Consider the following 10,057-nt stretch of genomic DNA (forward strand, 5'->3'; position numbering starts at 1 on the left):
CAAATTTGCCGCATTGAAATGCTTTTGTCTTGACTTGTGAAGTCAAGAGGCTTGTCGCAAAAGCTGCGCCGGCGGGGCCCGGCGCAGCCCGCCGGGTGCTTACACGCCGCGCAGCAACTCGTTGATGCTGGTCTTGCTGCGGGTTTGCGCGTCGACTTTCTTGACGATCACCGCGCAGTACAGGCTGTGGCTGCCGTCCTTGGACGGCAGATTGCCGGACACCACCACCGAGCCCGGCGGGATGCGGCCGTAGCTGACTTCGCCGGTTTCGCGGTCGTAGATCTTGGTGGACTGGCCGATGTAGACGCCCATCGAGATCACCGAGCCTTCGCCGACGATCACGCCTTCCACCACTTCCGAGCGCGCGCCGATGAAGCAGTTGTCCTCGATGATGGTCGGGTTGGCTTGCAGCGGCTCCAGCACGCCGCCGATGCCGACGCCGCCGGACAGATGCACGTTCTTGCCGATCTGGGCGCAGGAGCCGACAGTGGCCCAGGTGTCCACCATGGTGCCTTCGTCGACATAGGCGCCGATGTTGACGTAGGACGGCATCAGCACGGTGTTCTTGGCGATGAAGCTGCCCTTGCGCGCCACCGCGCCCGGCACCACGCGGAAGCCCGCTTCCTGGAAGCGAGCCTGGTTCCAGTCGGCGAACTTGGTGTCCACCTTGTCGAAGTAGCGGTTGACGCCGTCGTCCTGCACCGCGTTGTCGCGGATGCGGAAGGACAGCAGCACCGCCTTCTTCACCCACTGGTTCACCACCCAGTCGGCGCCCTGCTTCTCGGCGACGCGCAGGTGGCCGTTGTCCAGCTCGGCGACGACCTGGTCGATGGCGGCCTTCAGCTCCGGCGATACGGTGGCGGGAGTGATTTCGGCGCGGTTTTCGAATGCCTGTTCGATCAGGCTTTGGATCGGATGCATCTGGTTCAGTCCTTTGGCAAGGTGTATCGGGGTATTCATTTATCTCTGTCTGCGGATGTTAAGCGTTTATGCCAGCGTGGCGGCAGGATGGGTCTGGCAGAATTCTACAATCCTTTGCGTGGCGGCCGCGCATTCCTCTTGTCCGGCCACCAGCGCGATGCGCACATAGCCCCGGCCCGGATTGCCGCCGTGGGCATCGCGGGCCAGGAAGCTGCCCGGCAGCACCGTTACGTGCTGCTGGGCGAACAGCGCTCGGGCGAAGGCGACGTCGTCGCCGCCAGGCACTTGCGTCCACAGGTAGAAGCCGGCGTCGGGCCGCGCCACCTTCAGCGCCGGCGACAGCAGCGGCAGCGCTGCGTCGAACTTGGCGGCATAGGCTGCCCGGTTGGATTCGACATGGGCCTCGTCGTTCCAGGCGGCGATGCTGGCGGCCTGCACCGTCAAACTCATCGCGCTGCCGTGGTAGGTGCGGTAGAGCAGGAATTTTTCCAGGATGGCGGCGTCGCCGGCGACGAAGCCGGAACGCATGCCTGGCACGTTGGAGCGCTTGGACAGGCTGGTCAGCATCACCAGCCGCGCGAGGCTCCGGCCCAGCTGGCGCGCGGCGGACAAGCCGCCCAGCGGGGGCTCGCCGAAATGGATTTCCGAATAGCACTCGTCGCTGGCGATGACGAAGCCGTATTGATCGGACAGCGCGAACAGCTTTTTCCAGTCGGCCAGGTTCATCACCGCGCCGGTGGGATTGCCGGGGCTGCAGACGATCACCAGTTGGGTTCGGCGCCAGACGGACTCCGGCACGCTGTCCCAGTCGGGCTGGAAGCGGCGCGCCGCGTCGCAGTTCAGGTAGTAGGGCTCGGCGCCGGCCAGCAGTGCCGCGCCCTCGTAAATCTGGTAAAACGGATTGGGGGAGATCACTACCGGCGGCTCGATGCCGCTGGCGTCCACCAGGCACTGTGTCAGCGCAAACAGCGCCTCGCGGCTGCCGTTGACCGGCAGCACCTCGCGCGCCGGATCGAGCTTCACGCCGTAGCGGCGCTCGGCCCAGCCGGCGCAGGCCTGGCGCAGCGCCGGCGAGCCCTGCGTCGCCGGGTAGCCGGACAGGCCGTCCAGGCTGGCGCACAGCGCGTCCTTTACCAGCTGCGGCGCCGGATGTTTGGGCTCTCCCATCGCCAGGCTGATGTGGGGCAGGCCGGCGGGCGGCGCGGCGTCGGCCAGCAAGGCGGCTAGGCGTTGGAACGGGTAGGGGTGCAACTGGGCCAGGCGTGGGTTCACCGGACATCTCCAAAAATCGGCACGGGCAATCGACCATCTTAAGAACAGCCATGACACCTGTAAAACAAAAATTTGTCGCCACTTCCGGCATCCTCACCACCGCGCTGGTGTGGGGGCTGATGTGGTATCCATTCCGCAGCCTCAACAACCAGGGCGTCAGCGTGGCGATGGCCTCGCTGGCCAGCTATCTGGTCACAATCGCGCTGGGCCTGACAGTGTTCTTCAAGCTCTATCGCCGCCAGTTCCGTTTCGAGCCGGTGCTGGTGCTGCTGACGCTGGTGTTCGGCTGGTGCAATTTCAGCTATACGTTGGCGGTGGCGGAGGGGCAGGTGATGCGGGTGTTGCTGCTGTTCTACCTGTCGCCGCTGTGGACGGTGCTGCTGTCGCGGCTGATGCTGAACGAGCGGCTGACCCGCAGCGGCTGGCTGGTGGTGGGGCTGTCGCTGCTGGGCTGCTTCATCTTCATATACCATCCGGGGCTGTTCGCCGGCGAACTGCCGTTGAGCCACCGCTACGAATGGCTGGCCTTGTCCGGCGGCATGGCCTTCGCCTTCGGCAATGTGGTCAGCCGCAAGGCGCACGCGATACCGGTGCCGGTGAAGTCGGCGTCGATCTGGTTCGGCGTGGCGCTGATCGGCGCGGTCAGCCTGCTGCACAGCGGCGAGATGGGCAAGATGCTGACCATTCCGCTGGACAGCTGGCTGGTGCTGGCCATCCTGGGGGTGGTGCTGATGTGCACCAGCGTGGTATCGCAGCATGGCCTGTCCATCCTGCCGGCCACCCAGGCGATGACGCTGATGCTGATGGAGCTGGTGTTCGCCGCTGTGTCCGCCTACCTGTTGGCCGGCGAGGCAATGACGCTGCGCGAATGGCTGGGCGGGGCGCTGATCGCCAGCGCCAGTCTGCTGTCCGGCCAGATGACGCAGCCGGCGAGCAAGCCGCAGCCGACGCCGTAACCATCGTTTTCTCGAGGCGCGCTCGCCGCGCCGCCAAACCATCAGGAAGCAAGATGCAGATCAGAGCGATGCAGCCGCAGGATTTCGCGGCGTTCTGGCCGGTGTTCCACGCGATTGTCGCCGCGCGGGAAACCTATGCCTACGAGCCGGACCTCAGCCTGGAGCAGGCGCGGCGGCTGTGGTGCGAGGTGCCGCTGGAAACCTGGGTGGCGGAGGAGCAGGGACAGTTGCTGGGCAGCTATTTCCTGAAAGCCAACGCCGCCGGCCCCGGCGGCCATGTCGGCAACTGCGGCTATATGGTGGCGCCGGCGGCGCGCGGCAAGGGCGTGGCGCGGCTGATGTGCGAGCACTCGCAACAGCGGGCGCGGGCGCGCGGCTTTCTGGCGCTGCAGTTCAACAGCGTGGTGGCGAGCAACGCGGCGGCGGTGGCCTTGTGGCAGAAGCTGGGCTTCGACATCGTCGGCCGCCTGCCGCGCGCCTACCTCCACGCGTCGCTAGGCCTAGTGGACTGCCTGGTGATGTACAAATGGCTGGGAGAGTCGGCCAGGCCTGAGAGGGCGTAGTGGATGCGGCGGGATGGCGCGCAAGAATATTGAGGCGCAGGTGTCGCGGTGCAAGCCGTGGACCAGTCGAGTGAAGAGGCCGACATGGTTGTAACCCTTGGCCAGACCGGTAGCCGGAGTACGTCGGTCAAACTTAAGGCCGGTATCAAGGCGCTGGCCTATCGGGAAAACAGTGTCGCATCATGGCAGGGCGTGGCGTTATCCCCAAGGCTTGTCGGGCAAAGGCAAGGCGTGGTGCTGTGGGGCCGGGTTCGTCCGGCGCAATGGCATTGGCAGCGGGCTTTTGCCTATGATGGCGATTTCGAGATCCGGATAGGTTGACGCTTGATAACGGTGTCAGCTTGCATCTGACGCGTGTGCGATAGGTGTTTCGCTTGCGCTGCTCATCGGGGGAGCGGGCTGAGAGGTCGCTCAGCCGCGGTCGCCAAGTTGCGGCCGGATGACGCGGGCGAAGCCCCGCGGCGGGGTGGCGGCCATCCTCAGTAGTGCGGCGGAATCTCGTCGCGCAGTCCGGCGCCGTCGTCCGGCTGGTTGCTGCGCAATTGCTGGTACAGCAGCCGCATCTGCTGCTGCAACAGCTCCATTTCCTTTTGCTGCCGCGCCACGGTGGCGTTCAGCGCGTCCAGCAGCTCGTCCTGGAAGGCCAGCTTCACTTCCAGTTCGGCCAGGCGGGTGTCGATTTCGGTATTCATGCGCCTATTCTACAACACCATCGCCGCAATCCAGCCGGCGGCCATCAAGGGCAGGTTGAAATGCAGGAAGGTGGGAATCACCGTGTCGCGGATATGGTCGTGCTGGCCGTCCAGGTTCAACCCGGAAGTCGGCCCCATGGTGGAGTCGGACGCCGGCGAGCCGGCGTCGCCCAAGGCGCCCGCGGTGCCGATGATGGACACCGTCGCCAGCGGCGAGAAGCCCAGGTGCGCGCATAGCGGCACGTAGATGGCGGTGAGGATGGGCACGGTGGAGAACGACGAGCCTATGCCCAACGTCACCGTCATGCCTATCGCCAGCATCGCCAGCGCGGCCAGCGGCCGCTGGCCTTCGAACAGCGCCGCGCCGGTCTGGACCAAGGGCGCGATCTGGCCGGTGGCGCGCAGCACTTCGGCAAAGCCTTGCGAAGTGATCATGGTGAAGCCCACCATCGCCATCATCTTCATGCCCTCGTTGAACACGCCGTCGGCGTCCCTCCATTTCACCACGCCGGTGGCGAGGAACAGCAGGAAGCCGGCCAGCGCGCCCATGATCATCGATCCGGTGTACAACTGCACCGAGAACGCCGCGACGATGGCGGCCAGCGCGGTGGCCAGCGACTTGGGGCTGACGCGGGCGCGGGTGCGTTCGGCGTTTTCTATCTTGCCCAGCGAATACTGGCGCGGCTTGCGGTAGCTCGCCAGCACCGCGCACAGCAGCCCCGCCAGCATGCCCAGCGCCGGAATCGCCATCGCATGCATCACGTTGACGCCGCGAATGTCCATGCCGGCCTTAGCGGCATTGCCCAGCAGGATCTGTTTCAGGTAGATGTCGCCAAAACCCACCGGGAACACCATATACGGCGTCACCAGGCCGAAGGTGATCACGCAGGCCACCAGCCGGCGGTCCAGCTTCAGCCGCGCCATCACATACAACAGCGGCGGAATCAGCATCGGGATGAAGGCGATGTGGATCGGCACCAGGTTCTGGCTGGCGACGCTTACGCCGCCCAGCAGCAGGATCAGCGTCCACTTCAGCCGGCCGTGGCCGCTGCTGTGCTCCAGCCGCTTGACGGCGATGTCGGCCATCGCGTGCGGCAGGCCGGATTTGGCTATGGCGACGGCGAAGGCGCCCAATAGCGCGTAGGACAGCGCCACCGCGGCGCCGCCGGTGATGCCGTTGTTGAAGGCGGCCAGGGTGGCGGACAGCGATAGGCCGCCGGCGAGGCCGCCGATCAGGGCGCCCAGCAGCAGGCTGATGACGACGTGGGTGCGCAACAGCGCCAGGGTGAGCATGGCGCCCACGGCAAGGACAACGGCATTCATTTGTATAGACAAATCAGTAACTTATGCGCGGCGGCGCGGGGCGGCAGGGTAACGGGTTTTGTCCGCGCTGTCGAGTTCGGCGGGAAAGAGGCGGTCTTTATATATCAAAAAGAGATAGTATTAAAATTTCATATTACTAGAGGAAATTAGAAGCCGGCTTTACAGTCAAGTCATCACCTGAATCCGTGTGACACGGCAAGGAGGCAAGATGGAGGCGCTGCTGGTAGGAGCTGACAGTCTGGGCAATATTCCGCAAGTGCTGCAACAGTACAACATCCGCATCGGCCGCCATATCTGCGGCCGCAACGTCGCGCACCAACGCAAGACGCCGCTGCCGGGGAGGCCGGACGTGCTGATCCTCTTGACCGACTTTCTCGGCCACAACGTGATGCGGCATTACCGCGACAGCGCCGCGGCGCTCGGGATTCCGGTGTTGGCCTGCCGCCGCTCCGCCACCGCGGTGGAGCAGCGGCTGCGGCACCATGGCTGGAGCCGAAACGCATGATCTTTTCCGGCAATGAAAACTGGCTGGCCTGGCAGCTGAAGCAGACGCCGCAGCAGGCGCTGCCGCGGGTGGAGTGGCTGAAGGTCAATCATAGTCCCGAGCCGGCCAAACCGCCGGCGCCTCCGGCCCGCTGATTCACGCTTGCCGCGCGCGCGTCTTCCCGGCGCGCCAGCTGGCCCATCGCCCGCCATTCTGCGAAAATCCCCGCCGCTTTACTCGTCCAAATAACCGCCGTCCGCCGTGGACGGCGGTTTCTTTCCCTCACCAGCACAGGATGCGTCAGATGTCGGTTTTTTCCGTTGAATTCAAGGTGCGCGATTACGAATGCGATATGCAGGGCATCGTCAACAACGGCGTGTACTTCAATTATCTGGAGCATGCCCGCCACGAGTTTTTGCTGGCAAAGGGCGTCGATTTCGCCCAGTTGGCGCGCGATGGCGTCAATCTGGTGGTGGTGCGCTCGGAGATGGACTACAAGGCTTCGCTGACCAGCGGCGACCGCTTCGTCGTCACCGTGGCGTTCGAGGCGGTATCGCGGGTGCGCTTCGGCTTCCGCCAGCGGGTGGTCCGCCTGGCGGACGACAAGGTGGTGCTGGAGGGGCTGGTGATCGGCACCGCCATCAACGAACGCGGGCGGCCGGCGATTCCGGACACCTTCGTCGAGCGGCTGGCCGGCTGAGTCAGCCGGCGATATCCTGCGGCCGCAAGCCCCATTGCCGCCGCAAAAAATCATAGCCGGCCGGGCTGACGCGCAGCGCGCGGCCATTCTGGCGCCGCTCCACCCAGCCGCGCTGCAGGAAGGCGCGGCATAGCGCGGCGCCCAGCTGCCCGGCCAGGTGGGGCCGGCGCTCGCTCCAGTCCAGGCAGGCGCGCACCAGCGGTCGCCGCGATCCGCCGGACTCCGCCGCCTCCACGCCAAGTTCCCCGGCGAACCATTGCCGCCCGCGCGCGGTCAGCTCGAATTCCCTTTGTTCATTCAGCAGCAGCAGCGCGTCCGCCTGCATCGCGTCGGCCATGGCGATCCCCAGCCGGCCCGCCAGGTGGTCATAGCAGGTGCGCGCCAGCCGCAATTCCGGCGCCACCCGGCTGGCGATCGCCGGCCGCGCCAGGTCGTGGCCATGGGCGGCGGCGCTCAGCGCCTCTATCGCCTGGGCGATGGCGGAGTCCGCCAGCAGGTAGTAGCGGTGGCGGCCATGCTGCTCCACCTTGACCATGCCGCCGTGCAACAGCTTGGCCAGATGGTTGCTGGCGGCCTGCGGCGACAGGCCGGCGTGTTGCGCCAGCTCGGAGGCCGGGAAGCTTCTGCCGTCCAGCATCAGCAGCAGCATGCGGGCGCGGCCGGGATCGGCCAGCAGGCTGGCCAGGCGGCTGATGTCGGGCAGGGCGGAATGGTCGGCGGTCATGATTCACTCCAGCGTGAAACATCGAGGAGGATGGCTGGCTACGATAACGGCATCTTCAGGACAAGCCAAGGAGTTTTGCCATGCGGACCTATCTGCACACCGATTTGCTGAGCGAGTCTCAGCTGCCGTTCCGCCGCGGTCTGGCGCCGGAGCGGCGCCAGTCTTGGGGAGGCGCGGCATGAGCGCCTGGCCCCAACACGCGCTGGCCGCCGCCAGCCATCCCGATCCTTATCCTTATTATCGCGATCTGGCGCGGCGGGGCTGGTGTTACGACGCGGAGCGGCGGATGTGGCTGGCGGCATCGTCCGACGCCGCCCAGGCGGTGCTGTCCAGTCCGGCCTGCCGGGTGCGGCCGCCTGAGGCGCCGGTGCCGCCGGCATTGGCAGATAGCGGGCTGGGAGAGGTATTCGGCCGCTGGCTGAGAATGTGCGAGGCGCCGGCCCATCCGTCCTTGCGCGCCGCTGTGCAGGCGAGCCTGACGGGTTTGCCGCTGAATGGCGTGCGCGACCGCGCCTTTTCCTTGGCCGGCCGCTATCAGGCGGGGAGGCCGGTCGACGGCGCGGCGCTGGATGGCCTGACGGCGTATCTGCCGGTGGCGACGTTGGCGGCGCTGCTTGGCTGGCCTGGCGGGCAGCTGCAAGCGCTTGCGGCGCGGATCGGTATGCTGGCGCGGGCGCTGGCCGCCGATGCCGGCGGCGACGCCTTGCGGAACGGCGAGGCGGCTTGCGCAGATGTGCTGGACGGGCTGCGGGCTTTGCCCGCGCCGGACGGCAGCTGGCTGCGGCAATGGCGGCGGCAGTTCGCCGAATTGGACGAGGCGGCGTTGCAAGCCAATCTGCTGGGCGTGCTGTTCCAGAGCCTGGATGCGACCGCCGGCTTGTTGTCCGCCGGCATTGCCTGGCGTTGTCAGGAACGGTGGGATTGGCGCGACGACGCGCAATGGCGGCGGCGCTTGCAGCGCGATCCGGTGCTGCACAATACCCGTCGTTTCGTCGAGGCGGATGTGGTGCTGGCCGGCCAGGAACTGCGGGCCGGCGATCAGGTGCTGGTTTTGCTGGCCGCCGCCGCGCAGGACCCGGCGGGGCCGGGCGAGGCGATGGACTTCGGCTGCGGCCGGCATGCCTGTCCCGGCGAGGCGCTGGCTTTGGCCATCGCCAGGGGCGCGCTGGACGCGTTGGAGGAGAGTCGTCCGGATTGGCGTAGCCTGGGCGGCGGCATCACGTTTCGCAGCCTGCCCAATGTCAGAGTGCGCCGCTTCGGCGCGGGAGAGAGAACATGATCGCAGTGATTTTCGAGGCTACGCCGGCGGCAGACGGCCGCGATGGCTATCTGCAATGGGCGGCGCGCCTGGGGGAACAGCTGGCGCAGATGGATGGTTTTGTCTCCATTGAGCGTTTCCAGAGCCTGGCCCGGCCCGATACGTTGCTGTCCTTGTCGTTCTGGCGCGATGAGGAGGCGGTGGCGGCCTGGCGCAATCTGGAATCGCACCGCATGGCGCAGGCCGCGGGACGGGAGAGGCTGTTCGCCGGCTACCGGCTGCGGGTGGCGGCGGTGTTGCGCGACTATGGCATGAACGAGCGGGAGCAAGCGCCGGCCGACAGTGGCGCCGCGCACTCAGCCTGAGGCCAGCGCCTTGATCACGTAGAGGTCGAAGCGGGTGGACTTGCCGTCCAGCACCGCCGACGGCTTGACGCCGGCGATGGCCGCGCCCAGGCGCGGCCGCTTCACCACCACCCTTACCTTGGCGGCGGCGATGGCCGCCGTCAGCAGTTCGGAACTGTCCATATCGTCGCCGATGACATGCTGGAAAGCCTGCATGTCCTTCTTGGCCGCTGCGGATTTCTTGTCGGTGTCCGGGAACATCGGGTCGACAAACACCACGTCCGGCCGCTCGGCTTCCGCCAGCGAGCCCAGCCAGGCGATGGAGCTGGCATGCACCAGCGTCATCCGCGCGGCGATGTCGCGGGTGGCGTCGTCGCGCAGGGCGCGTTCCAGCGCGTCGGCCAGCAGTGCCGCCGCCGCTGGCGAGCGCTCCACCATCGTCACCCGGCAGCCCAGCGTGGCTAGCACGAAGCTATCGCGGCCGAGTCCGGCGGTGGCGTCGACCACCGAGGGCAGGTCCTTGGCGCCCTTCAGGCCCACCGCCTTGGCCACTGGTTGGCCGCGGCCGCCGCCCTGTTCGCGGCGGTGGCGCGCCGCGCCCTCGACGAATTCCGCATATACCGCGCCGTGCTTGCCGGTGGTGACCAGCTCCAGCCGCTCCGGCCCCAGTTCCAGCCAGTAGCCAGTGGCCGGACGCTGGCGGATCAGGAGGAGGTCGAAGCGCTCGGCCAGACGGCGGGCGGCATCGATGCGGGCGGGTTCGGCGCAGTACAGCGGGGTGGCGGTCATCGGCATTCCTTGAAAACTGTTGCGCACGATA

The 10,057-nt window shown here is 66.7% G+C and carries 14 protein-coding genes; 8 read left to right on the forward strand and 6 right to left on the reverse strand.

Annotated elements, in window-relative coordinates; all coding sequences use genetic code 11:
- Positions 1-99 precede the first annotated feature (99 nt).
- Both dapD and dapC read right to left on the reverse strand, forming a co-directional pair.
- Entirely contained in the window at positions 100-921 is an 822-nt protein-coding gene (gene dapD / locus BI347_RS01685; RefSeq protein ID WP_071111516.1) for a 2,3,4,5-tetrahydropyridine-2,6-dicarboxylate N-succinyltransferase, read from the reverse strand.
- Positions 922-987: 66 nt separating this feature from the next.
- Positions 988-2,193, reverse strand: a complete 1,206-nt coding sequence (gene dapC, locus BI347_RS01690; protein ID WP_071111515.1) for a succinyldiaminopimelate transaminase — start codon at positions 2,191-2,193, stop codon at positions 988-990.
- Positions 2,194-2,243: 50 nt separating this feature from the next.
- Between dapC and BI347_RS01695 the strand changes: the two genes are divergently transcribed.
- The 3 genes from BI347_RS01695 (at position 2,244) to BI347_RS01705 (ending at position 4,033) form a co-directional block, all read left to right on the forward strand.
- On the forward strand, positions 2,244-3,149 hold the full coding sequence (locus BI347_RS01695) for a DMT family transporter (RefSeq protein WP_071111514.1): 906 nt from the start codon (positions 2,244-2,246) through the stop codon (positions 3,147-3,149).
- Between the two features lie 53 nt (positions 3,150-3,202).
- Positions 3,203-3,712 carry a GNAT family N-acetyltransferase gene (locus tag BI347_RS01700; protein WP_071111513.1) on the forward strand — a complete coding sequence of 170 codons (510 nt, stop codon included), beginning with the start codon at positions 3,203-3,205 and terminating at the stop codon, positions 3,710-3,712.
- Between the two features lie 84 nt (positions 3,713-3,796).
- Positions 3,797-4,033, forward strand: coding sequence for a hypothetical protein (locus tag BI347_RS01705; protein WP_139166868.1), 237 nt, complete (start codon positions 3,797-3,799; stop codon positions 4,031-4,033).
- Between the two features lie 158 nt (positions 4,034-4,191).
- On the opposite strand, the gene BI347_RS01710 is transcribed toward BI347_RS01705, so the two are convergent.
- Together BI347_RS01710 and BI347_RS01715 are read right to left on the reverse strand one after the other, a co-directional pair.
- Complete coding sequence (locus tag BI347_RS01710) at positions 4,192-4,404, reverse strand: SlyX family protein (protein ID WP_083338630.1); 213 nt, start codon at positions 4,402-4,404, stop codon at positions 4,192-4,194.
- Positions 4,405-4,413: 9 nt separating this feature from the next.
- A complete protein-coding gene (locus tag BI347_RS01715; protein ID WP_071111511.1) occupies positions 4,414-5,727 on the reverse strand; it encodes a Na+/H+ antiporter family protein in 1,314 nt (437 codons plus the stop codon).
- 208 nt (positions 5,728-5,935) lie between these two features.
- On the opposite strand from BI347_RS01715, the gene BI347_RS01720 reads away from it, so the two are divergent.
- The 3 genes from BI347_RS01720 to BI347_RS01725 all read left to right on the forward strand — a co-directional run bounded on the left by BI347_RS01720 (position 5,936) and on the right by BI347_RS01725 (position 6,911).
- Complete coding sequence (locus BI347_RS01720; protein WP_071111510.1) at positions 5,936-6,232, forward strand: DUF2325 domain-containing protein; 297 nt, start codon at positions 5,936-5,938, stop codon at positions 6,230-6,232.
- Positions 6,229-6,366 (forward strand): hypothetical protein, encoded by a 138-nt coding sequence (locus BI347_RS23910; RefSeq protein ID WP_158020696.1) that lies wholly within the window; start codon positions 6,229-6,231, stop codon positions 6,364-6,366. The genes BI347_RS01720 and BI347_RS23910 overlap by 4 nt, the downstream gene beginning before the upstream one ends.
- Positions 6,367-6,515: 149 nt before the next feature.
- Positions 6,516-6,911: an acyl-CoA thioesterase gene (locus BI347_RS01725; protein ID WP_071111509.1), complete on the forward strand. Its 396-nt coding sequence runs from the start codon at positions 6,516-6,518 to the stop codon at positions 6,909-6,911.
- A 1-nt stretch (position 6,912) separates the two neighbouring features.
- Here BI347_RS01725 and BI347_RS01730 read toward each other — a convergent pair whose 3' ends face one another.
- Positions 6,913-7,635 carry an ArsR/SmtB family transcription factor gene (locus BI347_RS01730; RefSeq protein WP_193430950.1) on the reverse strand — a complete coding sequence of 241 codons (723 nt, stop codon included), beginning with the start codon at positions 7,633-7,635 and terminating at the stop codon, positions 6,913-6,915.
- A 178-nt stretch (positions 7,636-7,813) separates the two neighbouring features.
- Between BI347_RS01730 and BI347_RS01735 the strand changes: the two genes are divergently transcribed.
- Both BI347_RS01735 and BI347_RS01740 read left to right on the forward strand, forming a co-directional pair.
- A complete protein-coding gene (locus BI347_RS01735) occupies positions 7,814-8,914 on the forward strand; it encodes a cytochrome P450 (RefSeq protein WP_071115176.1) in 1,101 nt (366 codons plus the stop codon).
- On the forward strand, positions 8,911-9,258 hold the full coding sequence (locus BI347_RS01740; RefSeq protein ID WP_071111507.1) for an antibiotic biosynthesis monooxygenase family protein: 348 nt from the start codon (positions 8,911-8,913) through the stop codon (positions 9,256-9,258). Before BI347_RS01735 ends, BI347_RS01740 begins: the two co-directional genes overlap by 4 nt.
- On the opposite strand, the gene BI347_RS01745 is transcribed toward BI347_RS01740, so the two are convergent.
- Complete coding sequence (locus BI347_RS01745; protein ID WP_071111506.1) at positions 9,250-10,026, reverse strand: class I SAM-dependent methyltransferase; 777 nt, start codon at positions 10,024-10,026, stop codon at positions 9,250-9,252. The genes BI347_RS01740 and BI347_RS01745 overlap by 9 nt on opposite strands.
- Positions 10,027-10,057 lie beyond the last annotated feature (31 nt).

This window comes from Chromobacterium sphagni (genome assembly GCF_001855575.1).
GTDB lineage: Bacteria > Pseudomonadota > Gammaproteobacteria > Burkholderiales > Chromobacteriaceae > Chromobacterium > Chromobacterium sphagni.